The sequence below is a fragment of the Caballeronia sp. HLA56 genome, from assembly GCF_054655155.1.
Window position 1 is genome coordinate 2,146,525 of record NZ_BAAHOB010000005.1, and the last position, 26,891, is coordinate 2,173,415.

Here is a 26,891-nt window from a genome sequence, read left to right on the forward strand (position 1 = left end):
TCTGTTCTCGTCGCGACGCAGCTTAGAACGCCGTGCCGATCTGGAACTGGAACTTCTGATACTGGTCGCCTTCATGTTTCTGCAGCGGGAAGCCCAGGCTCAGCTTGAGCGGGCCGATTGGCGAGATCCATGCAAGACCGACACCATAGCCATACCGCAAGCCGTTCGCGCCGGCGCTCGTGCCGCCCTGATTCGGGTCGCCCCAGACGTTGCCGGCGTCGAGGAAGGTGAAGACGCGCAGCGTGCGGTCATAACCCGTTCCCGGCAGCGGGAACGTGAGTTCGATATTACCCACCGCCATGCGCGAACCGCCGATCGGGTCGCCCGTTTTCGCGTCACGCGGACCCAGCGAACTCGGCGAGTAACCGCGCACCGAGCCGATACCGCCCGCGTAGTAGTTCTTGAAGATCGGGTACGTCTGGCCGTCGAGGCCCTTGCCGTAACCGCCTTGCAGGTTGAAGCCGAGCACGAAGCCGCGCGCGAACGAGTAGTAATACTGGAACTGCGCGTCGAATTTAGCGTAGGTCGTGTTGCCGATAGGCGTGCCGTACTCCGCGTTCGATTGCAGGTAGTAACCGCGGCTCGGCACGAGCGCGCTGTCGCGATTGTCGCGCGACCAGCCAACCGTCAGCGGATAGTTGTTCACCACGCGACCGAATTCGTTCACGTAGTTGATGTACGACTGCGGCGTGGCCGAGTCGACGTCCATGGTGTTCTGCTCGGCGCCGACGCCGAAGAAGACCGTGTCCTGCTCGGAGAACGGAATACCGAACTTCGTGTCCGCGCCCATCGTCACGATCTTGAAGCTCGAATCGGTCGAGTAGTAGAGCGGCTGATACGTGCGGTAGTAGGCGTCCGTGATCCGCTTGATACCGTCGATGGTGAAGTACGGATCGACCTGCGTGACCGTCAAGGTACGGTAGGTCTTCGCGGTGTTCACGTTCACCGAGAGACTCGTGCCGGAGCCGAACACGTTGTCCTGCGAGACGCCCGCCGAGAGCACCACCTTGTCCGTCGACGAGAAACCCGCACCCAGCGTGATGGCGCCGGTCGGCTTTTCCGCGACCTTCACGTCCACGTCCACCTGGTCGTTGGTCCCTTCCACCGGCGTGGTGGTGACATCGACATCCGTGAAGTAACCGAGACGGTTGATGCGGTCTTTCGAGAGCGCGAGGCGGCTCGAATCGAACCACGAGCTTTCCAGCTGACGCATTTCGCGACGCACGACTTCGTCCCGCGTACGCGTGTTGCCGTCGATATTCACGCGGCGCACATACACGCGGCGGCTCGGATCGACTTGCAGCGTGAGCGCCACCGTGTGATGCGCCTGATCGATTTCCGGCTGCGCGTTGACCTGTGCGAACGCGTAGCCGTATTCACCGAGCTTGTCGACGACGGCCTTGGTCGAGGACTGCAGCTTCTCGGCCGAAAACAGTTCGCCCGGTTTGATCTTGATGAGCTTGCTCAACTCGGCGTCGCGACTCAGCAGATTGCCCGACAGCTTGACGCTGCTGACCTTGTACGGCTCGCCTTCATGCAAGGCGACGGTCAGGTACATGTCCTTCTTGTCCGGCGAGATCGACACCTGCGTGGAGTCGATGCTGAACTCGAGGTAACCGTGATTCAGATAGTACGAGCGGACATTTTCGAGGTCGCCCGTGAGCTTTTCTTTCGCGTAGAGATCGCTCTTCGTGTACCAGGAGAACCAGTTCGGCGTGGAGAGCTGCATTTCGCCGAGCAGCGTGCTGGAACTCACGGCCTTGTTGCCGACGAAGTTGATCTGGCGAATCTTCGCGCTCGGACCTTCGGCCACCGAGAACAGAATGGTGACGCGATTACGGTCGACCGGCGTGACGGTGGTGGTGACTTCGGCCGCGTAGTAGCCGCGCGTCAGGTACTGACGTTTCAGTTCCTGTTCGGCCTTGTCGAGCAGCGCCTTGTCGTAGGAGCGGCCTTGCGACAGGCCGACCGAGCGCAGCGCCTTGGTGATGGTGTCCTTGTCGAACTCGTGCAGACCCGCGAAATCGATGCTCGAAATGGCCGGCCGTTCTTGCACCTGCACGACCACGACATTGCCTTCGGTTGCGATTTGAACGTCGTTGAAGAAGCCCGTTGCATAGAGGGCGCGAATCGCTTCGGAGGCCTTGTCGTCGGTGAACGTGTCGCCTTGCTTGATCGGCAGATAGGCGAACACGGAACCCGGTTCGATGCGCTGAAGACCTTCGATCCGAATATCCTGCACGACGAACGGCGTAACGGCGTGTGCCGTGATACCCGTTGCGGCAAGCGCCGCGGCTACAGCCGTCTTAGGAACAAAGCGATGAGGTTTGAACAACGTGCTTCCCCAGTATTTAAAGCTGCATTCATTCCGGCGGTCGCTCGAACAACGCCGCCAGAGATTGTCAAAGTGGATCAGAAACGGATCAGGCGAGCCAGGTCGTTGAACAACGCGATCATCGACAAAGCGACGATGCACACCAGCCCCGCCCGTTGCAGAACCAGCTGCCAGCGATCGGACACCGCCTTGCCGGTAACGGCTTCAACCAAATAATATAACAGATGCCCACCGTCCAAAACCGGAATCGGTAACAAGTTCAACACACCGAGGCTGATACTCACGAGCGCGAGAAAGGAAACGAAAGCCGCCAGACCCAAACGCGCGCTCTTTCCTGCATAGTCCGCAATCGTGACCGGTCCCGAAAGGTTCTTGAGCGACGCCTCGCCGGTGATCATCCGCCCGAACATGCGCAGCGAATACATGCTGATGTCCCACGTGCGATTCACGCCGAGACGCAGACTTTCCACCGGTCCGTAACGCACGTCGACGCTAGGCAACTGATTGGCGAGCGCAGCACCTATACGGCCGATATCCTTGCCGCTCGCCGCATCGTGCTTGACGTCGGGCGTCACCTGCACCGTCTGCTGCTTGCCCGCACGCTCGATCGTGAGCGTGACCGCTTTCGCGCCGTGCGCCTTCACGTAGTCGATGAAGCTCGTCGCGTTATCGACGTTATGGCCGTCTATTGCGCGCAGCTTGTCGCCCGCCTGCAGACCGCTCTTTTGCGCGGCGCTGCCCGCCTCCACACCCGCGACCGTGAGCGTGCCACCGCCCGGCGTGAAGCCGAGCTTGTCCATGAAGTCCTGCTCGGCGTCCGCATCCGAAATGGTGCCGACACTCAGCGGAAAGTCGTACGTGCCTTCGTGCGTCTTCGCCGAAAGCACGATGCGGCGATGATCGAACGATGCATCCAGAATCTTCCAGCGCAGATCCGACCACGAGCGAATAGCGTGCGTTTCGCCGCCGTTGTCCGCGTCGCGCATCGAAACGATCTTTTCGCCGCCTTCGAAACCCGCGCGCGCGGCTGCCGTGTTCGCCACGGGGGTCGCGACGATTGCTTCGGGCTCCGACACGCCGCCCGCGAATACCGCCGCGAACAGCACGATGGCAAGAATGAAGTTCGCGACAGGCCCCGCCGCGACGATCGCAATGCGCTTGGCGACCGGCTGCCGGTTGAAGGCGCGTGGCAGGTCCTCGGGCGCGATGCTCTCTTCGCTTTCGCGCTCGTCGAGCATCTTCACGTAACCGCCAAGCGGCAACGCGGCAATGGTCCACTCGACGCCGGTCTTTTTGCTGACCCAGCTCACGAGCGGCTTGCCGAAGCCCACGGAAAAACGCAGCACCTTGACGCCGCACATGCGCGCGACGCTGTAGTGACCGAATTCGTGGACGACGACAAGTACGCCAATCGCAACGACGAAGGCGACGATTTCGGTCAGAAAGTTCATGACGGCCTCAATGGGCGATGGACTCGGCGCCTGGCGCGCTGGCGGTGAGTTCCGCGACAAACCGATGCGCCAGACGGCGCGCGTTCGCATCGGCGGCGAGGACGTCGTCGAGCGATGCAGCGCTGCCGTTTGGCAAGGAGTTCAGCACGCGATCGACGACATCGCCGATCGCCATGAAACCGATGCGGCGCGCGAGGAACGCTTCCACCGCGACCTCGTTTGCGGCATTCAGCGCCGCGCTTGCCAGACCGCCCACTTCCAGCGCGCCGATTGCGAGCGCGAGACACGGAAAGCGCGTGAAGTCCGGCTTCTCGAAACTGAGCGTGGCGATCTGTGCGAGATCGAGCGGCGCGACGCCCGAATCGACGCGATCCGGAAACGCCAGCGCATGTGCGATCGGCGTGCGCATGTCCGGGTTGCCGAGTTGCGCGAGCACGGAGCCATCCGCATACGAGACCATGGAATGGATCACGCTTTGCGGATGAATCAGCACCTCGATGCGCGAACCGGGCAAATTGAAGAGCCAGTGAGCCTCGATGACTTCGAGGCCCTTGTTCATCATGGTCGCGGAATCGACGGAAATCTTGCGGCCCATGGCCCAGTTCGGGTGCTTGCAGGCTTCGTCCGGCGTGACGTCGATGAGCGTTGCCGGCTCGCGCGTGCGAAACGGGCCGCCCGATGCGGTCAGGATGATCTTCGATACGCCGCCGTGCAGCTTTGCCTCGCTGTCCGCGCAGGGCGGCAGGCACTGAAACACGGCGTTATGTTCGCTGTCCACCGGCAGCAGGATGGCGCCGTTGTCACGCACCGCATCCATGAAAATCTGGCCGGACATGACGAGCGCTTCCTTGTTGGCAAGCAGGATGCGCTTGCCCGCGCGCGCCGCCGCGAGCGTAGGCGCAAGGCCCGCCGCGCCGACGATGGCCGCGACCACCGTGTCGCATTGCGACGCCCGCGCCACCTCGACCAGCGCGGCTTCGCCGTGCGTCACCTCGGTTTTGCAGCCCGCGGCGTTCAAGGCGCCCGCCACGTGCGCAGCCGTTTCCGCGTCGCCGACCACGGCTACTTCGGGCGTGAAGCGCAGACACTGTTCGACGAGCTTGTCGCCGTTGCGATGCGCGGTGAGCGCGTAGACCGAGAAACGGTCCGGGTGCCGCGCCACGACGTCGAGCGTGCTGTCGCCGATCGAGCCCGTGGAGCCGAGCAATGTAAGACGTTTTTGCATGAATTCTTCTCTAGCCGAGCATCAGCAATGCAATCGGCAGTACGGGCAGCAACGCGTCGATCCGGTCGAGTACGCCGCCGTGACCCGGCAGCAAACCGCTCGAATCCTTGACGCCCGCCTGGCGCTTAAGGAGCGATTCGAACAAGTCGCCGACCACGCTGAACGCAACCAGCACGCTCAGCGCGAGGAGCGCGCGCGCCCAGCCTAGATGTTCGACGAACGCGCTGAATACGGTCGGGGCCTCGAACGCGGTGGCGGCGGCAATCGTGCCGATGACCATCACCGCGACCCAGCCGCCGATCGCGCCTTCCCAGGTCTTGCCCGGACTGATGGACGGGGCCAGCTTGTGGCGGCCAAGGGCTTTGCCGGCGAAGTATGCGCCCACATCGGCCAGCCAGACTACTAGAAGAAGCGATAGCACGAAAGCCACGCCCACGGTGCGGGCCGCGACCACCGCGTGCCAGCAGGCCACGAACACGACGATTCCGGCAAAAAGCAGGAAGCCGCGCCACGCACCCGCCGAAAGCACGGGCTTGCGCAAAAGCGCATATGGCCCGGCCAACACCCAGAAAATAGCGGCCATTTCGAAGAGCGCCTTGGGCGCGACGCCGAGAAACGTGCTGAAAATGAGCGCGAGTCCCGCAATGAGCGCGTAGGCCACCGGACCCGCGCCGTTGAGCTTGAGGAGCCGTCCCCATTCCCATGCGGCGAAGACGACGACAAAACCGATCAACGCCCCGAATACGCCGATCGGCGCGAACAACGTGACCGGCACGAGGACCGCAAGCAGGACGATTGCCGTGATGACACGGGTTCTTAGCATGAAAGGGTGTCGGCCTTCTGCGATTGGTTTTCGACTTGTGCGCTGGTGCGCCCGAAGCGGCGTTCACGCTCGCCATACGACGCGATGGCGCGATCCAGCGCTTCGGCGTCGAAATCGGGCCAGTAGGTATCGGTGAAATAGAACTCGGTGTAGGCGAGTTGCCACAGCAGAAAATTGCTGATGCGCTGCTCGCCGCCCGTACGGATGAAGAGATCCGGCTCGGGCGCGTAAGCCATGGCGAGATGCTCGGCGAAGGATTCGTCGTCCACGCGCGCCGGCACGCCCTGCTCAAGCGATTGCGCGATGAGCTTCTTCGTCGCCTGCATGATGTCCCAGCGCCCGCCGTAATTGGCGGCGATGGTGAGCGTCAAACGCGTATTGCGCGCCGTCTTGGTCTCGGCACGCTGAATGAGCGCGCGGATGCGGTCGTCGAACATGGCGGTGTCGCCGACCACGCGCAGACGGATGCCGTTGGCGTGCAGCTTGCCGATTTCGCGCTCGAGCGCGGTCACGAACAGGCGCATGAGAAACGACACTTCCTCGGTCGGACGGCGCCAGTTTTCGGAACTGAACGCGAACAGCGTGACGAATTCGACGCCGCGCCGCGCGCAACTTTCGACGGTGGCGCGCACCGCATCGACGCCGCGGGTGTGACCGGCGACGCGCGGCAGGCGCCGCTCGGTCGCCCAACGGCCGTTGCCGTCCATGATGATCGCGACGTGGCGCGGGACAGCCGCGACATCGGGCACGCGAACGGTAGAGCTGGTATAGGTCATGGCCGTTGAATCTTGAAATCGACAGAAGTGAGAGCCAGCCTCAATCTAAATGGTCGAGGCTGGCAAGACCGTATCTACGGCCTCACACCGTCATGATTTCGGCTTCTTTGGTCTGGACGAGCTTGTCGATTTCGGCGACGAACTTGTCGGTGAATTTCTGCACGTCGTCGCTTGCGCGGCGCTCGTCGTCTTCCGAAATCTCTTTGTCCTTCACGAGCTTCTTCAGTTGCTCGTTCGCGTCGCGGCGCAGGTTACGCACAGCGATCTTCGCCGATTCGCCTTCGCTCTTCACGACCTTGGTCAGCTCGCGGCGGCGCTCTTCGGTGAGCGCGGGCATTGGCACGCGGATCAAATCGCCCTGCGTTGCCGGGTTCAGACCGAGGTCCGACTCGCGGATCGCCTTTTCGACGACGCCGACCATCTTCTTTTCCCACGGCTGCACGCCGATCGTGCGGGCGTCGACGAGCGTCATGTTCGCCACTTGGGAGATGGGCACATTCGAGCCGTAGTAGTCGACCTGGATGTGATCGAGCAGACCCGTGTGGGCGCGGCCCGTGCGGATCTTCGCGAGATCGGCCTTGAACGCTTCGATCGACCGCGTCATCTTCTGGTCGACGCCTTTTTTAATGTCAGCCACACTCATTTGAACCTCCGAAACCTTGGGTTACTGGCAATCTAGGCGCCTTCGCGCGATCTTCCGGCGTGCTCCACACCGGCCGCGGCGCGGCGCCCTTTCAACGTCGCTTGAACTTCTCGTTGACCACTCTCAACGCGAGAGTTTACACGTGGACGAGCGTACCTTCGTCGTCGCCTTGCACGATGCGCTTGAGCGCGCCCGGCTTCGTGATCGAGAACACGCGGATCGGCAGCTTTTGGTCGCGACACAGCGCGAAAGCCGTGGCGTCCATGACTTGCAGATTGCGGCCGATCGCTTCGTCGAAGCTGATCGTGCTGTAGCGCGTGGCGCTCGGATCTTTCTTCGGGTCGGCGGAGTATACGCCATCGACCTTGGTTGCTTTCAACACTACTTCGGCGCCCACTTCCGCGCCACGCAAGGCGGCAGCGGTGTCGGTCGTGAAGAACGGGTTGCCCGTGCCGGCCGCGAAGATCACGACCTTGCCTTCTTCGAGCTGGCGAATCGCGCGGGGGCGGATGTACGGCTCGACCACCTGGTCCATGCGCAGCGCGGACTGAACGCGCGCTTCGATGCCGGCGTGACGCATGGCGTCTTGCAGCGCCAGCGCGTTCATCATGGTCGCGAGCATGCCCATGTAGTCGGCCGTCGCCCGGTCCATGCCGGCCGCGCCGCCCGCCACGCCACGGAAGATGTTGCCGCCGCCGATCACGACGGCCATTTGCGTGCCCATCCGCACTACTTCAGCGACATCCGCCACCATCCTTTCGATTGTTGCGCGATTGATGCCGAAGGCATCGTCGCCCATGAGGGCTTCGCCGGAGAGTTTGAGGAGTACGCGTTTGTAGGCTGTGGGCATATGAGTTTCCGATCGCGCCGAGGAGGGTTGCAACAACGTAGAACTGTAGGGGTGAAACAATATTTACCGCAAGCGGCCGGATCGGGCGACGGGCGCGACGCATACGGGTTTTCCCGAATTCGCCGCGCCCGCGCGATACCTTGCCGCCTTACTGCCTTTCGATGCCCGGCGCCGCCATACCGCCGAGCGCCTTCACTTTAAAACTCAGCCTTGCTTGGCGGCAGCAACTTGCGCAGCCACTTCCGCCGCGAAGTCGTCCTGACGCTTCTCGATGCCCTCGCCCACCACGAACAGCGCGAACTTCTGCACCGACGCGTTTGCGGCCTTCAACATCTGTTCGATCGTCTGCTTGTCGTTCTTCACGAACGGCTGGTTCAGGAGCGACACTTCCTTCAGGTACTTCTGGACGCTGCCTTCGACCATCTTGGCGACGATTTCAGCCGGCTTGCCCGATTCAGCGGCCTTTTGCTCGGCGATGCTGCGTTCCTTCGCGATCAGGTCGGCCGGCACTTCGTCCGACGACAGCGAGACCGGCTTCATGGCCGCGACGTGCATGGCGACGTCCTTGCCGACTTGCTCGTCCGCGCCCGTGAACTCGACCAGAACACCGATACGCGCTCCGTGCAGATACGAGGCCAGCTTGTTCGCGGATTCAAAGCGCACGAAACGGCGAATCGACAGGTTTTCACCGATCTTGCCGACGAGCGCGAGGCGCACGGCGTCGACCGTCGAGCTTTCGAGCGGCAGCGCGGAGAGCGCGGCCACGTCAGCCGGATTGTTCTTGGCCACGAGTTCGGCGATCGTCTTGGCGAAGGCCAGGAAGTCGTCGTTCTTGGCAACGAAGTCGGTTTCGCAGTTCAGTTCGACGAGCGCGCCCACGCCGCCGTCGATATACGACGTGACGATGCCTTCAGCCGTCACGCGCGATGCCGCCTTGCTCGCCTTGTTGCCGAGCTTCACGCGCAGCAGCTCTTCGGCGCGCGCCATGTCGCCGTCGGCTTCCGTCAGCGCCTTCTTGCATTCCATCATCGGCGCGTCGGTCTTCGCGCGCAGTTCTGCCACCATGCTTGCGGTAATTGCCGCCATCATTCGCTCCTTGAGTCTGTTTGATACGTCCCGCCGCTTGAATCCGCCACGGGAAAGGGTACTGGACGTGCGTGAACGCAATGTCGCGCTCCCGAGTGCCGCGGCTTAAAAAAAAGGGGCCTTTCGCAAAGCCCCCTTTTATATCGGCCACAGGGCTCGATTACGCCTCTGCGTTGACCTCGACGAACTCGTCGCCGTCGCCTTCACGGACAGCCTGGACCACGTCGTTCACCGCGTTCGCACGGCCTTCGAGGATCGCGTCGGCCACGCCTTCAGCGTACAGCGCGACGGCCTTGCTGGCGTCGTCGTTACCCGGAATGACGTAGTCGATGCCTTCCGGCGAGTGGTTCGTGTCGACCACGGCGATGACCGGAATACCAAGCTTCTTGGCTTCGGTCACGGCAATCTTGTGGTAGCCGACGTCGATCACGAAGATCGCGTCCGGAATGCCGCCCATGTCCTTCACGCCGCCGATCGACTTCTGCAACTTCTGCATTTCGCGTTCGAACAGAAGCGCTTCCTTCTTGCTCATGCGCTCGGTTTCACCCGATTCGACGGATGCTTCCATGTCTTTCAGGCGCTTGATCGAAACCTTCAAGGTCTTGAAGTTGGTCAGCATGCCGCCGAGCCAGCGGGCGTTGACGAAAGGCATACCCGAGCGGGCGGCTTCCTGAGCGATGGTGTCGCGCGATTGACGCTTCGTCCCCACGAACAGGATCGTGCCGCGGTTCGCTGCCAACTGACGCACGTACTTCAGCGCGTCGTTGTAGAGCGGCAGCGTCTTTTCGAGGTTGATGATGTGAATCTTGTTGCGATGACCGAAAATGAACGGGGCCATCTTGGGGTTCCAGAAGCGCGTTTGGTGACCGAAGTGGACACCTGCTTCCAGCATTTGACGCATCGTGACTGCCATGAAATTCTCCGCGAGGGTTGGGTCTTAAGCCGGCTGCCGCATCCCGCGCCCGGTGCTTCTAGCTAACCGGACGCCGGACACCCTGGGTGCGCCGGCTTGCGAATCGAACGATTGTCGGCAAGAGAAGCGAGACGTCCCGCCACCTTAACTTTCAACCTACTTTCCAAGCCCTACTACACCTAAATAAAAGTGTGGATAGGACTTAGCCCGTAACTATAGCATGTGAGGATTGACTAGCTCAAGCCGCTTGCAGGTGCCCGAAAGCGCTTGGGGAAGCCCGATCCATGCCCCGCATGCCTTTGATTCGGGCTGCGGCGCCCTCTCTAAGGTGCGATAATGCCGATTTCGCGGCTCACGGCCGCATACTCGCATTTCTGAGCCTAGTCATGTCCATTACGCTGAAAAACGATCACGATATCGCGCAAATGCGCGTCGCCTGCCGGCTCGCCAGCGAAGTGCTCGATTTCATCACGCCGCATATCGTTGCTGGCGTGACCACCGAAGAACTCGACCGCCTTTGCCACGAACTCATGGTGAAGGAACAGGGCACGGTGCCCGCACCGCTCAACTATCAGCCGCCGGGTTATCCGCCTTACCCGAAAGCCACCTGCATTTCCGTCAACGACGTAATCTGCCACGGCATTCCCGGCGAAAAAGTGCTCAAGAACGGCGACGCGCTCAATATCGACGTCACCGTCATCAAGAACGGCTATTTCGGCGACACGAGCCGCATGTTCATCGTCGGCGAAGGGTCCATTCTGGCGAAGCGTCTAGTGCAAACCACCTTCGATTGCATGTGGCTCGGCATCGATCAGGTGCGTCCGGGCGCGCATCTCGGCGACATCGGCGCGGCTATCCAGAAGCATGCCGAGGCGCAAGGTTACAGCGTGGTGCGCGAATATTGCGGTCACGGCATCGGCCAGGTGTTCCATGAAGAGCCGCAGGTGCTGCATTACGGGCGCGCGGGTACGGGTATCGAACTGGAAGCGGGCATGATCTTCACCGTCGAGCCGATGATCAACGCCGGTCGCCGCGAAATCCGCACGATGCCGGATCAATGGACCGTCAAGACGCGTGATCGCAGCCTTTCCGCGCAGTGGGAACATACCGTTCTCGTCACGCCGACCGGTTACGAAGTCCTGACCGTGTCCGCGGGCACGCAGGCGCCCTCGCATTTGATCGCGGCCACGGCTTCCTGAGCTTCGCCGCGCCCCGGCCGCGCTTGCGTGCGCGGCCTTCTTCCTTCCTGAATCCGAGCCCATGAGCGTCACAGTCCCTGTCGCCACGCCGTGTGAAACGCTGCGCGCTGCCTACAAGGCGGCGAAGTCGGCGCTCATCGAACGCTTTCAGACGGCTTCGAACGTCGAACCGTTGATGCACGCGCTCGGGCGCGCCACCGACGACGCGCTCAAGGGCGCCTGGGCCGCCTGCGAGATGCCGGCGGACGCGGCGCTGGTCGCGGTCGGCGGCTATGGGCGCGGCGAGCTCGCGCCGTATTCGGACGTCGATATCCTCGTGCTTCTGCCCGATGCCGGCGGCGATCAGGAAGACGTGGGCCCGCTCAACGCGCGCGTCGAGCGGTTTATCGGCATGGCGTGGGATCTCGGGCTCGATATCGGCAGCAGCGTGCGTTCGGTCGAGCAATGCATCGCGGAAGCGAGCGGCGATGTCACCGTCCTCACGTCGCTGCTGGAGGCGCGGCGCATCTTCGGCAGCGCGGAGCTGTTCGAACGCTTTTCCGCGCGCTACAAGGAGACGCTCGATCCACGCGGCTTCTTCCAGGCGAAGGTGCTGGAAATGCGTCAGCGCCACGCGAAGTTTCAGGACACGCCGTACAGCCTCGAGCCGAACATCAAGGAAAGTCCGGGCGGTCTGCGCGATCTTCAGCTCATTCTCTGGATTTCGCGCGCAGCCGGTTTCGGCAGTAGCTGGCGCGAACTCGACCTGCGCGGTCTCATTACCGACCGCGAAGCGCGCGAACTGCGCCGCAACGAAGCGTTTCTCAAGACTTTGCGTGCGCGGTTGCACGTGATTGCGAAGCGTCGCCAGGACATTCTCGTCTTCGATTTGCAGACACCGCTCGCCGAGAGTTTCGGCTTCAAACCGACGACCGCCAAGCGCGCAAGCGAGCAGTTGATGCGCCGCTACTACTGGGCGGCAAAGGCCGTCACGCAGCTCGCGACCATTCTGATTCAGAACGTCGAGGCGCAGTTGTTCCCGTCGACGAGCGGTATCACGCGCGTCATTTCGGGGCGCTTCGTCGAGAAGCAGGGCATGCTGGAAATCGCCCGCGACGACGTCTTCGAGCGCGAACCGCACGCCATTCTCGAAGCGTTCCTGCTCTACGAGCAGACCCGCGGCATCAAGGGACTCTCGGCGCGCACGCTGCGCGCGATCTACAACGCGCGCGAACTCATGGACCGCGACTGGCGGCGCGACCCGGAGAACCGGCGTCTCTTCATGGAGATTCTCAAGCAGCCCGAGGGCATCACGCACGCGCTGCGTCTCATGAACCAGACGAGCGTGCTCGGGCGTTATCTGCTGAACTTCCGGCGCATCGTCGGACAGATGCAGCATGACCTTTACCATGTCTATACGGTCGATCAGCACATCCTGATGGTGCTGCGCAACCTGCGCCGCTTTGCAATAGCGGAGCATGCGCACGAGTATCCGTTTTGCAGTCAGTTGATGGGAAATTTCGAGCGCCCGTGGGTGCTCTACGTCGCGGCGCTCTTCCACGACATCGCGAAAGGTCGCGGCGGCGATCATTCGACCCTCGGCATGGCCGATGCCCGTCGCTTCTGCCGCGAACACGACATGTGTCAGGAAGACACCGACCTCGTCGTATGGCTCGTGCAGCAGCATCTGACGATGAGCCATGTCGCGCAGAAGCAGGACACGAGCGACCCTGAAGTCATCAAGCAGTTCGCCTCCGTGGTAAAGACCGAGCGGCGGCTGACCGCGCTTTATCTTCTGACCGTGGCGGACATTCGCGGCACGTCGCCCAAGGTCTGGAACAACTGGAAGGGCAAGCTTCTCGAAGACCTGTTCCGCGCGACGCTCGCCGTGCTCGGCGGCGCGCAGCCGGATGCGCACTCGGAACTCAAGTCGCGTCAGGAGGCGGCGCTCGCGCTCCTGCGTCTGGAGACCGTGCCGGAGAATGCGCAGCGCGAACTGTGGGACAAACTGGATGTCGGCTATTTCTTGCGTCACGATGCCGCGGATATTGCGTGGCAAACGCGTGTGCTGTACCGGCATGTCGAAAGCGACGCGCCGATCGTGCGCGCGCGGCCGTCGCCCATCGGCGCGGCGCTGCAGGTGCTGGTGTACGTGAAGGACCGGCCGGATCTGTTCGCCGGCATCTGCGCGTACTTCGACCACAATGGCCTTTCCGTGCTGGATGCCCGCGTGACGACGACGCGACATGGCTACGCGCTCGATAACTTTCTCGTGGCGCATCCCGATCACGACGGGAGTTATCGCGACATCGCGAATCTCGTCGAACAACAATTGAGCACGCTTTTGGCGGACGAGCGCATTTTGCCCGAGCCGTCGAAGGGCCGCGTATCGCGGCTCGTGCGCACCTTTCCTGTCACGCCGCGTGTGGATTTGCGCCCGGACGAGCGTGGCCAGTACTACATCCTTTCCGTGTCGGCCAACGACCGGCAGGGCCTTCTTTATTCGATCGCGCGCGTTCTGGCGCAACACCGGATCGGCGTGCAGGCAGCGCGAATCAACACGCTTGGCGAACGCGTCGAGGACGTGTTTTTGCTCGACGGCAAGAGCTTGTCGAACAATCGCACCCAGATCCAGATCGAGACCGAACTGCTGCGCGCGATCGCAGCCTGAAATTTTATGCGCGTCAAACTGACAGCCAAACATCCGCGTCCGACATCGTCGACGCGGTCGCCGGTTCGCACCGGTAGTTCCACCGCCCGCAAGACCACGCGGCCTGAAACGCCGCACGAGCGGCCGTCGACACCACGCGGTGCGGGGGGCGATTCGCGCGCGGGATTCGATAAGCGTGGCGCGGGGGATCGGTCGGAACGTCGGCCCGGTTCTTCGGGCGGCGATGAGCGGCGCGCGTTTAAACCGCGTGGTGATGATTCGCGGCCGAGCTTCGATAAGCGTGGCGCGGGGGATCGGTCGGAGCGTCGGCCCGGTTCTTCGGGCGGCGACGAGCGACGCGCGTTTAAACCGCGTGGTGATGATTCGCGTCCGAGCTTCGATAAGCGCGGCCCGAGCGATCGGTCGGAGCGCCGGCCGTTTGCGCGCGATGAGCGCCCGGCCGGTGGCGATGAACGACGCCCTTTCAAACCGCGCGATGATTCGCGTCCGAGCTTTGATAAGCGTGGCGCGGGGGATCGGTTGGAGCGTCGGCCGTTTGCCCGCGACGACCGCACGCCCGGCAGCGATGAACGACGCCCTTTCAAACCGCGCGATGATTCGCGTCCGAGCTTCGATAAACGCGGCGCGAGCGATCGCTCCGAACGCCGTCCGTTTGCGCGCGACGACCGCACGCCCGGCAGCGATGAACGACGCCCTTTCAAGCCGCGCGACGATTCGCGTCCGAGCTTCGATAAACGCGGCGCGGGCGATCGCTCCGAACGGCGGCCGTTTGCGCGCGATGAGCGCCCAACCGGTGGCGATGAACGACGCCCTTTCAAGCCGCGCGACTATTCGCGTCCGAGCTTCGACAAGCGCGGCGCGAGCGATCGGTCGGAGCGTCGGCCGTTTGCCCGCGACGACCGCACGCCCGGTGGCGATGAACGACGCCCTTTCAAGCCGCGCGACGATTCGCGTCCGAGCTTCGATAAGCGCGGCCCGAGCGACCGTTCCGAACGCCGTCCGTTTACGCGCGACGACCGCACGCCCGGCACCGATGAACGACGCACGTTCAAACCGCGTGGCGACGATTCACGCCCAAGCTTCGACAAGCGCGGCGCGGGCGACCGTCGTCCCGCATCACGCGACGACCGCCCACTCCACGCCGAAGCCATCCCGGCATCCACCGAACCCGCCCACAAGCCCCGCGCTCACGACGACGGCCTCGTCCGCCTGTCGAAGGTGATGTCCGAACTCGGCCTCTGCTCGCGCCGCGAAGCGGACGAGTGGATCGAAAAAGGCTGGGTGCTCGTCGATGGCGAAGTCACCGATACGCTCGGCACGCGTATCCGCCCGGATCAGGAAATCGATGTCCTGCCCGCCGCGCGTTCTGCACAGTCGCTGCTCGTCACGATCTTGCTGCACAAGCCGGTCGGCTACGTATCGGGTCAGGCAGAAGACGGCTACGAGCCCGCCGTCACGCTCATCAATCCGGCCAATCACTGGCAAGACGACCGCAGCGGCATTCGTTTCGCACCGGGTCATCTGCGCACGCTCGCGCCGGCCGGCCGACTCGATATCGATTCGACCGGGCTGCTCGTACTCACGCAGGATGGCCGCATCGCGAAGCAATTGATCGGCAACCATTCCGAAGTCGACAAGGAGTACCTCGTGCGCGTGCGCTACGGCGAACACGAAGTCGATGTGGATCAGCACTTCCCGGAAGAACAACTCGCGCTGCTGCGTCACGGCCTGTCGCTCGACGACGTCCCGCTCAAGACCGCACAAGTCAGTTGGCAGAACGGCGAGCAGTTGCGCTTCGTGCTGCACGAAGGCAAAAAACGCCAGATTCGCCGGATGTGCGAACTGGTCGGACTGGAAGTCGTCGGTCTGAAACGCATCCGCATGGGCCGCGTCACGCTGGGCGCGCTGCCGCCGGGTCACTGGCGCTATCTCGGCGCCGACGAGAGCTTCTGATTGCGCGTTTTCGCTCCGGACGATCATCGTTCGGAGCGAACCACGAACGACCGTTCTCGCAATCCTCTCCGCTTCGCGGCTGCGTCGCAAAAAAGCGACGTCTCGACTTGCATCCCCTGATGGCGCGGTATCGATCGCCAGTTTTATTTTTTTGCTGATTACCGCCTAAAGAAAATAAGTCATTATTCCGTTAGGCAAGTGTGACGCAGAGACTTTTTTACCGTCCTGCAGCGCACCAAGGATTCAGCATTTAACTGATCGAAGGAGAATCGCCATGTCAGTCGAGATCATTGTCCGAGAAACGAAAAGCGGCCTCGAAATCGTCAGCGGCCGTCGACGGCTCGACGCCTTGCTCGCCCTGCGAGATGAAGTGGTCGTCATGAGCCCCGGCATCGGCGAAATCGTGGTTGCGCGCCTGCCGGACGGACGTCTGCAAGCGTCCGCGAACCCTGAACATGTCGCGCTGTTCCGCCAGCCTGCCGTTAGCGGAACGCCCAAATCCTTCGCCTGAACAAAAGCCGCTCGCAAGGAGCGGCTTTTTAATGTGTGCAAATGCGGAACGCGCCCTCGCGCGTCCGCACGTTCTCAGTCGTCGCCAACCGGATCGAGCCCAGGAAACAGCACGTCCGTGAAGCCGAACTTCGAGAAGTCGGTAATACGCATCGGATAAAGCTTGCCGATCAGATGGTCGCACTCGTGCTGCACGACGCGCGCGTGAAAACCTTCCGCCAGCCGCTCGATGGCGTTGCCGTACTGATCGAAGCCCTGGTAGCGGATCATCGAAAAGCGCTGTACCGCGCCGCGCAGGCCGGGGACGGACAGGCAGCCTTCCCAGCCCTCCTCCATGTCGTGACCGTTCGGCGTGATGATCGGGTTGATGAGCACCGTCTCCGGCACCGACGGCGCGTCGGGATAGCGCGGATTCTGTCCGAAGCCGAAGATCACCACCTGCAGATCGACGCCGATCTGCGGAGCGGCGAGGCCCGCGCCATTGGCGTCGCGCATCGTATCGAACATGTCCTGCACCAGCGTGTGCAGTTCCGGCGTGTCGAAATTCTCGACCGGCTCGGCGATACGCAACAGCCGCGGATCGCCCATCTTCAGGATTTCTCGGATCATGGGGTAACTCCTTCCAAAAGCTTCTTCATGCCGTCTTCGTCGAGAACGGGAACCCCGAGTTCCTCCGCTTTCGCAAGCTTGCTGCCTGCTTCCGCGCCCGCCACCACGTAGTCGGTCTTTTTCGATACCGAACCGGCCACTTTCGCTCCGGCCGCCTCCAGCATCTCCTTTGCATCTTCGCGCGTGAGCGTGGGCAAAGTGCCCGTCAGCACCACGGTCTTGCCCGCCAGCACGCCCAGCGGCGCTTTCGGTGCGGGCGGACCTTCCGGCCACGACACCTTGACGCGCAATTGTTCGATGACGTGCTGGTTGTGCTCTTCGCTGAAGAAATTATGGATGGCTTCGGCGACGACCGGCCCGACATCGTTCACTTCCAGCAATTCCTCGACCGAAGCGGCGATGATTGGGTCGAGCGAGCCGAAATGCTTCGCCAGATCTTTTGCCGTCGACTCGCCCACGTGGCGGATGCCGAGCGCGTAAATGAAACGCGCGAGCGTCGTGTTGCGCGCCTTGTCGAGCGAATCGAGCAGGTTTTGCGCGGATTTGTCGGCGAACCGGTCGAGCGCGGCGAGCGTCGAGAACCCGAGGGTGAAGAGATCGGCGGGCGTGCGCACGAGATTCTCTTCGACCAGTTGATCGATGATCTTCTCGCCGAGGCCGTCGATATCGAGCGCACGGCGCTGGGCGAAATGCCACAGCGCCTGCTTGCGCTGCGCCGGACAAAAAAGGCCGCCCGTGCAACGCGCAATGGCTTCGTCGGGCAGACGTTCGATCTTCGAGCCGCACACCGGACACTCGGTCGGCATGACGAACTCGCGCGCGTCGTCCGGACGGCGGTCGAGAATCGCGCCCACCACTTCGGGAATGACGTCGCCCGCACGGCGCACGGTCACTGTGTCGCCGATACGGATGTCCTTGCGGCGCACTTCGTCTTCGTTATGCAGCGTCGCATTCGTGACGGTCGCGCCACCGACGAAGACCGGCGCCAGGCGCGCAACCGGCGTGATGGCGCCCGTGCGGCCCACCTGTACATCGATGGCTAGCAGCTGCGTGAGCGCTTCCTGCGCCGGAAACTTGTGCGCGAGCGCAAAGCGCGGCGCGCGCGAAACGAAGCCGAGCTTGTCCTGTTCGTCGCGCCGGTTGACCTTGTAGACCACGCCGTCGATGTCGTACGGCAGCTGCTCGCGCTTTTCGCCCGTCTTGCGGAAAAAGTCGAGCAGGCCCTCGGCGCCATCGACCACGCCGCGTTCCGCGTTCACCGGCAAGCCCATTTCCTTGTACCAGTCGAGCAGACCGGCGTGTGTATCCGGCATCTCCGCGCCTTCCAGCACGCCAATGCCATACGCGAAAAAGGATAGCGGCCGTTGCGCGGTCATCTTCGGATCGAGTTGACGCAAACTGCCCGCCGCGGCGTTACGCGGATTGGCGAACTCGCGCTGCTCGGCATCGCGCTGACGTGCGTTGAGCCGTTCGAAGTCGCGCTTGAACATCAGTGCTTCGCCGCGCACGTCGAGCCGCTTCGGCACGTGCTTGCCCTTGAGTGTGAGTGGAATGGAGCGGATGGTGCGCACGTTGGCCGTCACATCTTCGCCGGTCGCGCCGTCGCCGCGCGTGGACGCCTGCACGAAGCGGCCGTCCTCGTAACGCAGGGAAATGGCCAGGCCGTCGAATTTCAGTTCGCACGCATATTGCACCGGCGCGTGCGCGAGCGCGTCCGACACACGCTTGTCGAACGCTGCGATGTCTTCGTCGGCGAAACCGTTGTTGAGTGAAAGCATCGGCACGTCGTGCACCACGGGCTCGAAACCTTCCGCCGCCTTGCCGCCCACGCGTTGCGTCGGCGAATCGGGCGTGACGAGATCGGGACGGTCCGTCTCGATTCCCTGCAATTCCTTGAAGAGCGTGTCGTATTCGGCGTCGGGCAGATCCGGCTGGTCGAGCACGTAGTAGGCGTAATTCGCGCGTTCGAGTTCCGAGCGCAACCACGCCGCGCGCTCGGCCGGACGATCGGCACTGGGGACGGCTGCGCCCGACTTTCTGGCAGCGGCGGATTCGGCTTTCGTTTTAGCGGACATGCGACAAATACTTGGGAAAGTGAATTAAGTCTGCCAACGACCGTTCGATTGTCTCAGAAGATCGGTAATTCGTGGCATCGGCCAAACGGCCAGGATGTGACGAAACGTGCGATGCCGCGCGCGCAAAAGAAAGCGCCCCGGTCGGGGGCGCAATTACGAAGCCCGCTGCACGCTAAAAGACGAGCGCGCCGTGAGACCTCGCGCTTATTGGCTGAAGAGCCGCCGCGTGGCGGGCGAGCCTGCTGGCATGCCCGCCTGCTCAAGCTTGGCGTACAGCGTCATCAACTGCTTTTCGATGTTGAGCAACGCGGATTCCGGCAACGGCCGGCGCTGATCGTCCACGACCCGCGCGCCGATACGCTCGGACAGCGACTTGGCGTAATCGCACATGAGCCTGAACGGCAGGATGTCTTCGTCCGCCACCGGCACGTCGAGCACCAGCGTGATCATCTGGCCGCCCTTGTACGTGAGGTCGTCACGCAGGAAGTTGGTATCGCCGAAAAGGAGCATGAAAACCGGGTTCTGCTTCGCATCCAGTTTCACGAAACGCGTGCCGTCGCGCGAGAGCAAAAGCCCGTCTTGCGAGGCCACCGCCTGCACGTAGTTGGCCGACCACGGCGCACCGTCGGACAGGATATTGATGGAGAGCTGCGCGTCGCACTGGGCGGCGAAGGCGTCCAGCTCGCGCGCCATACCCACGGTTTCCATCATGTCCGGAAACTCGGGCGAACCGTCGATGGCATCGGCCAGACGCTGCACGCCGGTCACGAATTCGGAAAACTCGAGTTCGTTGAGCGGGCCACTGCGGTTTGCCAGTTGCGCGGCGGCACGCAACTCTTCATAACGCGCGCCGTTGCGCAGCAATTCCCAGGTCGAATCGCCCTCGGGCTTGCCTTCGATCGTCACGGGCTTGGTGCCCGCGCGACGCAGACGCTGCGCCAGCGGCAACACGCGGTCTCCCGCAACGGGTCCACCAAGGCGAATGGGCACGACGCAATCGATGCGGCGATCGACCAGCGCCGGCGGCGCCGACGAAATGGTGTTCGTGGCGGGCAAGGTCGGCTCGTTGCGTCCGTCTTCGTCGATGCTCGCGAGTTCCGCTTCATCGGCGGCGGTGGCTTCAGCCTGCAGATCGACGGCGGTGTCAGCCGGAGCGATAGGCGCGGGCGCGACGGGCGCCGGCTCGGCCGCAAGGCTCACGCCGCCAAAACTCGGCTCGACGCGCGCTTCGCTCTCGCTCGAAACCGGCTCGCGACGCGGCTGGCGCACCGGTTCGATAAACGGTTGCTCGTCGTCCGTCTCCTGACGCGCGAGCGCGTCGGCTGCCTCGTCGGGCATCGGACGCGGCATCTTGCGGCGCACCTTGGCGCTCTGCCACGCGTTATACACCACCACGCCGCCCACCACCACGGCTCCTGCTCCGATCAAACCGAGTGTCAACTCGTCCATGCACGCTCCATCGTTCTTTTGGGTTACGAAGCGCCGCGCGATCTGTCGCACGCATCGGACCGCGTTCCGGCATCACGCCTCGGGTCTTTTGCGCACCACTCCGCGCCTGCGCGCCTGGCCGGATCAGCGTCCGGCCTGCCACTCATTCAAATCCTGGTGCTGCGTCGCGCGCTTCAGCCGTTTTGGGCGAAGCCCGCCGCCGACTCCATGTCCACCGCGACGATGCGCGATACGCCCTGCTCCTGCATCGTCACGCCGATCAGTTGCTGCGCCATTTCCATCGCGATCTTGTTGTGCGAGATGAACAGGAACTGCGTCTTGACCGACATCGCGCGCACGAGATTCGCGAAGCGTTCCGTGTTGGCGTCGTCGAGCGGCGCGTCCACTTCGTCTAGCAGACAGAACGGCGCCGGGTTCAACTGGAACATCGCAAACACGAGCGCGGTCGCGGTAAGCGCTTTCTCGCCGCCTGACAGCAAGTGAATGGTCGAATTCTTCTTGCCGGGCGGCTGCGCCATGACCTGTACGCCAGCGTCCAGGATTTCGTCGCCCGTCATGATGAGCTTGGCCTGGCCACCGCCGAACAGCCGCGGGAACAGTTCGCCGAAGTGTCGGTTTACTTCGTCGAACGTGCCTTGCAACAGCGCGCGCGTTTCCTGGTCGATTCGCTGGATTGCATCTTCCAGCGTACCGATGGCGTCGTTCAGATCCGCCGATTGCGCGTCGAGGAACTGCTTGCGCTCGGTGGCCGCGACGAGTTCTTCGAGCGCCGCCATGTTGACCGGCCCAAGCGCCGTGATCGCGTTGTTCAGACGCGTGACTTCGCCTTGCAGATACGAAGGCTTCATGTCCGGCGTGAGCTTCGCCTGCAGTTCGGCTTCGTCGACGCCCGCTGCTTGCAACTGTTCGACGAACTGTTCGCCACTGATGCGCGCGGCCTGCTCCTTCAACTGCAATTCGTTGATGCGGTCGCGCAGCGGCTGCAGCGAGCGTTCGGCGAGTAGCCGCTGTTCGTCGGAGGCACGCAGACGCGCCGTCAGATCGTCCAGTTCGACGCGCGCGGCGTGCAGCGCTTCCTCGCGTGCCGCGCGGACTTCGAGCGCGTCCTGCAAGCCCGTCTGCGCCGTCTGTTCGTTGATGGTTTCGAGTTCGGCGCGCGCATCTTCGAGCGATGCCGCCACGCGTTCGCTTTGGTCGTGCGCCGTGTCGATGTTGCGCTTGTATTCCTCGATCTTCGCGGCAAGGCCGCGCGCGGCGAAACCCGCGTCGCTCGCGGCGCGTTCCAGTTCGCGCAGTTCCTGACGGGCGGCCGTTAGCGTTTCGTCGAGCGCTTCGAACGCCATCTGGTTGTCTTCGAAGCGCGCCTGCAATTGCGCGAGCTCCGTGTCGTGATGTTCGAACGCCGCCTCGGATTCGGCCCGCAGCGCGCGTTGTTCCTCGATCTGCGCGACGATTTCCTCGAGTTCCTCGCCAATCTGCGTGCTGCGCTGCGTGTAGCGCTCATGCGCCTGCGCGAGCTTCAGCACATCGAGTTGCAGCGCGTGGACGCGTTGCGTCGCGCGTTCGGCGGCGGCGCGGGCATCGGCAAGAGTTTGCGAGCCTTGGGTATGCGCGGCTTCTGCGCGTACCGCGTTGGCCTTTGCTTCGTCGGCGAGCAATGCCTGCGCGCGCACTTGCCGCGTGAGATTTTCGATATCCTGCGAACGCGCGAGCATGCCCGACTGCTCGGAATCGGCGGCGTACAGCTGCACGCCGACACGCGTCACCACATGCCCTGCCTTCACGATGAACGCGCCGCCTTCCGGCAATTGCGTGCGCGCCGCGAGCGCCTGGCCGATGTCGTCGGCGATGAAGGTCGTGGCGAGCCACTCGTTCAGCACCGCGCGCAAGCCCGGGTCGTCGATGCGCACGAGCGACAGCAACGGCCGCAAGCCTTGCGGCGTGTCGAGCGGCTTGCCGGCGACGGGCGGCGAATAGAACGCGAGCTTGGCGGGCGGCGCGTCGGCGGCGAAAGCCTTGATCCAGTCGAGATTCGATACTTCGAGCGCCGCCAGCCGCTCACGCAGCACCGATTCGAGCGCCGCTTCCCAGCCCGCTTCGACATGCAGCTTCTTCCAGAGGCGCGGCAGCGCGCCGAGCTCGTGCTTGTCGAGCCACGGCTGGATCTTGCCTTCGGTCTGAACGCTTTCCTGAAGCTGCCGCAAGGCAGCAAGCCGCGCTTCGAGCTGATGATTCTGCGCGCTTTCGGCCTGTACACGCTCCTGCGCCGCGCGGCGCTCGGCATCCAGACGCGGCACGGTTTCCTGCGCATCGGCGAGACGCGCCTGCGCTTCGCTCTGTACTTCCTCATGCTCGGCGAGCTGCATGCGCAGTTCTTCGAGTTGCGCTTCGTCGGGTGCGTCGAGTCCTTTCGATTCGGTCCTGAGCCGCTCCTCGCGCTGCTGCAACTGCTGAAGCTGCTGATCCGCGTTGCGCTGATGCGCCGCTTCGAGCTTCAACGCCTGCTCCGCGCGCGCGATGCCAGCGCGTTCTTCGTTCAGATGCGTCTGCGCGTCGCGCCACCGGGCTTCGAGCGCCGGGAGTTCGTCATGCTTTGCGGCAGCGTTTTCCCGCGCGATGACTGCTTTCTCTTCGCCTTCCGCGAGCGCTTCCGATGCCGTCCCGATTTCGTCGCGCGCCTTTTGCGCCTGCATTTGCCATTGCTCACGCTGCGCGTTGAGCGCGGCGATCTGAGCCTGCACGCGATTGCGCGATTCGACGATGAAGCGAATCTCCGCTTCCAGCCGGCTCACTTCGCCGTTGGCTTCATAGAGCGCGCCTTGCGCGCCTTGCATGGCGTCGCTCGCGCTGTAGTGCGCGACACGCAGCGTCTCGAGTTGCGCTTCCACTTCGCGCAGACGCGCGGTCTGGGCTTCGAGTTCGATCTGCGCGTCGCGGATAGCGCGTTGCTGCCGCTCGGCCTCGTTGCCCGCTTCGTTCTTGCGCAAAAGCCACAACAGGCGCTGCTTTTCCTCGCCTTCGGCCTGCAGATCCTTGTACTTCGTCGCGACGACCGCCTGCGCTTCGAGCTTCTCGAGATTCGCGCCGAGCTCGCGGACGATGTCTTCCACGCGCGTCAGATTCTCGCGTGTATCGTGCAGACGATTCTCCGTCTCGCGGCGGCGCTCCTTGTACTTCGACACGCCCGCGGCTTCTTCCAGAAACACGCGCAGTTCTTCAGGCTTGGCCTCGATGATGCGCGCGATCATGCCCTGGCCGATGATCGCGTAAGCACGCGGACCTAAGCCCGTGCCGAGGAAGATGTCCTGGATGTCGCGGCGTCGCGCGGGCAGGTTGTTGATGTAGTAGCTGGAGGTGCCGTCGCGCGTGAGCACGCGCTTGACCGCGATCTCGCCGTATGCGCTCCATTGCCCGGCGGCGCGGCCGTCGCCGTTATCGAAGATCAGTTCGACGCTTGCCCGGCTGCCCGGCTTACGCGCCGTGGAGCCGTTGAAGATGACGTCCTGCATCGATTCGCCGCGCAGTTCGGACGCGCGCGATTCGCCGAGCACCCAGCGCACGGCATCGATGATGTTTGACTTGCCGCAGCCATTCGGACCGACCACGCCGACTAACTGGCCGGGGACCTGGAAATGCGTGGGATCGACGAAGGACTTGAAGCCAGCGAGTTTGATCGAGGTCAGACGCACGGCGATTTCGCTGTTTGAGATGAATACGGAGGTAAATAGCAGACAGGCCGCACAGCGGCCCGTCGATCATGCTCGCCTTGAAGGCAGTCGAGGCCCGGGCATGAGCTTAAAGCCCTACCCGGCGAGCGGTCACCATCATACCATCGCCCGTCTCGATTTCTTTTTGCCTGCGCCTTCATCGCGCGATGTATTTTCAGCGGCTTCTTTTCGCTGCCGATGCACCCATGCCGACAGCACGCAAGCCGCCACGATGCACGCGCCGCCGGCCCACTCGCGCGGGCCCGGCACTTCATGCGCGAAGAGCCACGACGACAGCGCGGTGACGACGAGTTCGAACAGCATGATGATCGACGCGCGATTGGCGGGCACGCGCGCCAGGCCGATCTGCACGATCATGTTGTTCACCGCGAGCACGACGCCGAGGCCCAGCACGATCGACGCGACCGTGCCCAATTGCGCGGCTGAAGGCGGCGCGGGCATCGGCTCGAACACGGTGACGAGCGAAGCGACGATAGCCGCGCCGCCGAAGATCACCGCCGTGCGCATCTCCGGCTTCATTGCCGGAAGCGTGCGCGTGATGCGCACCACCAGCACGTTGCTGATGGAAAAGCCCATGCCGCCCATGAGCCCCGCCCATTCCGCGAGATTGGCGGGCAACGGCAGGCCGAGTTCGGGCGACCACAGCATGGTGACCGCGCCCGCGAGCGACAGCAAGGACAGCGCGGCATCCACGCGAGTCAGGCGTTCCTTCAGGATGAAGTGCGCGAAGATCGCGGTCCAGGCGGGCGTGAGATAGAACAGCAGCAGCACGCGCATCACCTGGCCGTGAATAGCGCCCCAGACGAAGCCGATGCTCGTCACGCCCGCCGCGAGTCCAAGCGCGAAGAGCAGCCAATGCCACGAAAGGCTCTTGATCGAGCGATGCCGGAACAGCAGCACGAAGAGACAGGCGACTGCGCTCGTGCTTGCGCTGGCGGCGGTGCCGGAAAGGCCCATGGCGGCGAGCATGCGCATGGGATACCACACGAGGCCCCAGACCGATGCGCCGATCATGATGGCGAGCGTCGGGCCGGCGTCGTGGAAGCGGCTGCTCATCGTGTTACTCCGGCCGGCTGCGCGATTGCGCGCATCTCATCGTGATCAACCGGCTGTACCAGTGCGCCTTTCATGAGGCTCATTATTCGTTTGTCCTTTGCTGCAACGCGTCCGGCATAAGGCCGCGCGCTATAATCTCGTGCTCTTGCGTGTGCATTTCGCGTGTTCGTCGTGTCGCGACGAAGCTCTTCTTCAAGCCCGCTGCACGCATGCGTCGGATGCCGTTCGCTCATACATACGTACAGACGCTTAACCGCATAACCGCAAACCGGTCACGCCGTGAATCCACTACTCCAGAAACTTCAGTCGTATCCGTTCGAAAAGCTGCGTCTGCTTTTTCACGGCATCGAGCCGCGCGCCGGATTCACGCCGATCAGCTTCGGTATTGGCGAGCCGAAGCATCCCACGCCCGCGCTGATACGCGACGCCGTCATCGATTCGCTCGACGGCATGGCGAGCTATCCGGCAACGCTCGGCAGCGCGCCCTTGCGCGAAGCCATCGCCAAGTGGGTGATGACGCGCTACGGTCTGCCTTCGTTCAATCCCGCCACCGAAGTGCTGCCCGTTTCCGGTTCGCGCGAAGCCTTGTTCGCGCTGGCGCAGACCGTTGTCGACAGCCGCGGCGCGAGTCACGCGGCGGCATCGGGCGAGCCGCCCATCGTACTCTGTCCGAACCCGTTCTATCAAATCTACGAAGGCGCGGCGCTGCTCGCGGGCGCCGAGCCTTACTTCGTCAATAGCGACCCGTCGCGCAACTTCGCGTGCGATTACTCGACGGTGCCCGAAGCAATTTGGGCGCGCACGCAACTGCTCTACGTGTGTTCGCCGGGCAATCCGACAGGCGCCGTGCTCACGCTCGACAACTGGCGCGAACTCTTCGCGCTGTCGGACAAGCACGGCTTCGTGATTGCCTCCGACGAGTGCTATTCGGAAATCTATTTCGACGAAGCCAATCCGCCGCTCGGCGGCCTCGAAGCCGCGCACAAGCTGAATCGCGGTTTCGAGCGTCTCGTCATGCTGTCGAGCTTGTCGAAGCGCTCGAACGTGCCCGGCATGCGCTCGGGCTTCGTCGCTGGCGACGCCGCTATCCTCAAAAGTTTCCTGCTGTATCGCACCTATCATGGCGCGGCGCTTTCGACGGTGTTTCAGAAAGCGAGCGTGGTCGCGTGGCAGGATGAAACGCACGTTCGCGACAATCGCGCGAAGTATCTGCGGAAGTTCGAAACCGTCACGCCCATGCTCGCCGAGGTGCTCGACGTGTGTCTGCCCGACGCCGCGTTCTATTTGTGGGCCAACGTCGCCAAGACCGGTCTCACGGATACCGAGTTCGCCGCGCGTCTGTACGCCGACTATAATGTGACGGTCCTGCCGGGGTCCTTTCTCGCCCGCACGGCGCACGGCACGAATCCGGGCGAAGGCTTCGTGCGCATCGCGCTCGTCGCCGGCGTCGAGGAATGTGTCGAAGGCGCCCGCCGTATCGTCGAATTCTGCCGCACGCTGTCGCCGGTCACGGCACCCGCCTCGCCGTGACGGGCGCGGCCAGTCCATCTCTCCATCATC

At 63.3% G+C, this 26,891-nt stretch carries 19 protein-coding genes; 5 read left to right on the top strand and 14 right to left on the bottom strand.

Translation table 11 applies throughout. The features are described from left to right. Positions 1-22: 22 nt before the first annotated feature. The 9 genes from bamA to rpsB form a co-directional block, all read right to left on the bottom strand. A complete protein-coding gene (bamA, locus tag ACYQ47_RS29640; RefSeq protein WP_244827767.1) occupies positions 23-2,335 on the bottom strand; it encodes an outer membrane protein assembly factor BamA in 2,313 nt (770 codons plus the stop codon). 77 nt (positions 2,336-2,412) lie between these two features. Then, positions 2,413-3,786: an RIP metalloprotease RseP gene (gene rseP / locus ACYQ47_RS29645; protein WP_459908275.1), complete on the bottom strand. Its 1,374-nt coding sequence runs from the start codon at positions 3,784-3,786 to the stop codon at positions 2,413-2,415. A 7-nt stretch (positions 3,787-3,793) separates the two neighbouring features. Beyond that, on the bottom strand, positions 3,794-5,011 hold the full coding sequence (locus ACYQ47_RS29650; protein WP_459908277.1) for a 1-deoxy-D-xylulose-5-phosphate reductoisomerase: 1,218 nt from the start codon (positions 5,009-5,011) through the stop codon (positions 3,794-3,796). Between the two features lie 10 nt (positions 5,012-5,021). Continuing rightward, the gene (locus ACYQ47_RS29655; protein WP_310395662.1) at positions 5,022-5,834 is read right to left on the bottom strand and encodes a phosphatidate cytidylyltransferase; all 813 of its coding nucleotides are present in this window, start codon (positions 5,832-5,834) and stop codon (positions 5,022-5,024) included. Then, a complete protein-coding gene (gene uppS / locus ACYQ47_RS29660) occupies positions 5,828-6,610 on the bottom strand; it encodes a polyprenyl diphosphate synthase (RefSeq protein WP_244827763.1) in 783 nt (260 codons plus the stop codon). Before uppS ends, ACYQ47_RS29655 begins: the two co-directional genes overlap by 7 nt. Positions 6,611-6,692: 82 nt before the next feature. Further along, complete coding sequence (gene frr, locus ACYQ47_RS29665; RefSeq protein ID WP_244827762.1) at positions 6,693-7,253, bottom strand: ribosome recycling factor; 561 nt, start codon at positions 7,251-7,253, stop codon at positions 6,693-6,695. Between the two features lie 136 nt (positions 7,254-7,389). After that, on the bottom strand, positions 7,390-8,103 hold the full coding sequence (gene pyrH / locus ACYQ47_RS29670; RefSeq protein WP_244827761.1) for a UMP kinase: 714 nt from the start codon (positions 8,101-8,103) through the stop codon (positions 7,390-7,392). Between the two features lie 204 nt (positions 8,104-8,307). Then, entirely contained in the window at positions 8,308-9,189 is an 882-nt protein-coding gene (gene tsf / locus ACYQ47_RS29675; protein ID WP_244828013.1) for a translation elongation factor Ts, read from the bottom strand. 160 nt (positions 9,190-9,349) lie between these two features. After that, entirely contained in the window at positions 9,350-10,102 is a 753-nt protein-coding gene (gene rpsB / locus ACYQ47_RS29680; RefSeq protein WP_244827760.1) for a 30S ribosomal protein S2, read from the bottom strand. 386 nt (positions 10,103-10,488) lie between these two features. On the opposite strand from rpsB, the gene map reads away from it, so the two are divergent. The 4 genes from map (at position 10,489) to ACYQ47_RS29700 (ending at position 16,415) form a co-directional block, all read left to right on the top strand. Then, positions 10,489-11,301 carry a type I methionyl aminopeptidase gene (gene map / locus ACYQ47_RS29685; protein ID WP_244827759.1) on the top strand — a complete coding sequence of 271 codons (813 nt, stop codon included), beginning with the start codon at positions 10,489-10,491 and terminating at the stop codon, positions 11,299-11,301. A 61-nt stretch (positions 11,302-11,362) separates the two neighbouring features. Beyond that, positions 11,363-13,951, top strand: a complete 2,589-nt coding sequence (locus tag ACYQ47_RS29690) for a [protein-PII] uridylyltransferase (protein WP_459908282.1) — start codon at positions 11,363-11,365, stop codon at positions 13,949-13,951. A gap of 519 nt (positions 13,952-14,470) precedes the next feature. Beyond that, positions 14,471-15,904 carry a pseudouridine synthase gene (locus ACYQ47_RS29695; RefSeq protein WP_459908284.1) on the top strand — a complete coding sequence of 478 codons (1,434 nt, stop codon included), beginning with the start codon at positions 14,471-14,473 and terminating at the stop codon, positions 15,902-15,904. 274 nt (positions 15,905-16,178) lie between these two features. Continuing rightward, on the top strand, positions 16,179-16,415 hold the full coding sequence (locus ACYQ47_RS29700; RefSeq protein ID WP_244827756.1) for a hypothetical protein: 237 nt from the start codon (positions 16,179-16,181) through the stop codon (positions 16,413-16,415). A 74-nt stretch (positions 16,416-16,489) separates the two neighbouring features. Here the strand turns inward: ACYQ47_RS29700 and def are convergent, their stop codons facing one another. From def to ACYQ47_RS29725, 5 genes are all read right to left on the bottom strand, one after another. Further along, complete coding sequence (gene def, locus ACYQ47_RS29705; RefSeq protein WP_459908286.1) at positions 16,490-17,023, bottom strand: peptide deformylase; 534 nt, start codon at positions 17,021-17,023, stop codon at positions 16,490-16,492. Continuing rightward, on the bottom strand, positions 17,020-19,098 hold the full coding sequence (gene ligA / locus ACYQ47_RS29710; protein ID WP_459908288.1) for an NAD-dependent DNA ligase LigA: 2,079 nt from the start codon (positions 19,096-19,098) through the stop codon (positions 17,020-17,022). Before ligA ends, def begins: the two co-directional genes overlap by 4 nt. Positions 19,099-19,302: 204 nt before the next feature. Beyond that, entirely contained in the window at positions 19,303-20,547 is a 1,245-nt protein-coding gene (locus ACYQ47_RS29715; protein ID WP_244827753.1) for a cell division protein ZipA C-terminal FtsZ-binding domain-containing protein, read from the bottom strand. A gap of 173 nt (positions 20,548-20,720) precedes the next feature. Next, a complete protein-coding gene (gene smc, locus ACYQ47_RS29720) occupies positions 20,721-24,236 on the bottom strand; it encodes a chromosome segregation protein SMC (RefSeq protein ID WP_459908290.1) in 3,516 nt (1,171 codons plus the stop codon). 135 nt (positions 24,237-24,371) lie between these two features. After that, the gene (locus ACYQ47_RS29725) at positions 24,372-25,331 is read right to left on the bottom strand and encodes a DMT family transporter (protein ID WP_459908292.1); all 960 of its coding nucleotides are present in this window, start codon (positions 25,329-25,331) and stop codon (positions 24,372-24,374) included. Between the two features lie 279 nt (positions 25,332-25,610). On the opposite strand from ACYQ47_RS29725, the gene dapC reads away from it, so the two are divergent. Further along, positions 25,611-26,861: a succinyldiaminopimelate transaminase gene (dapC, locus tag ACYQ47_RS29730; protein WP_459908294.1), complete on the top strand. Its 1,251-nt coding sequence runs from the start codon at positions 25,611-25,613 to the stop codon at positions 26,859-26,861. The last annotated feature ends 30 nt before the right edge of the window (positions 26,862-26,891 follow it).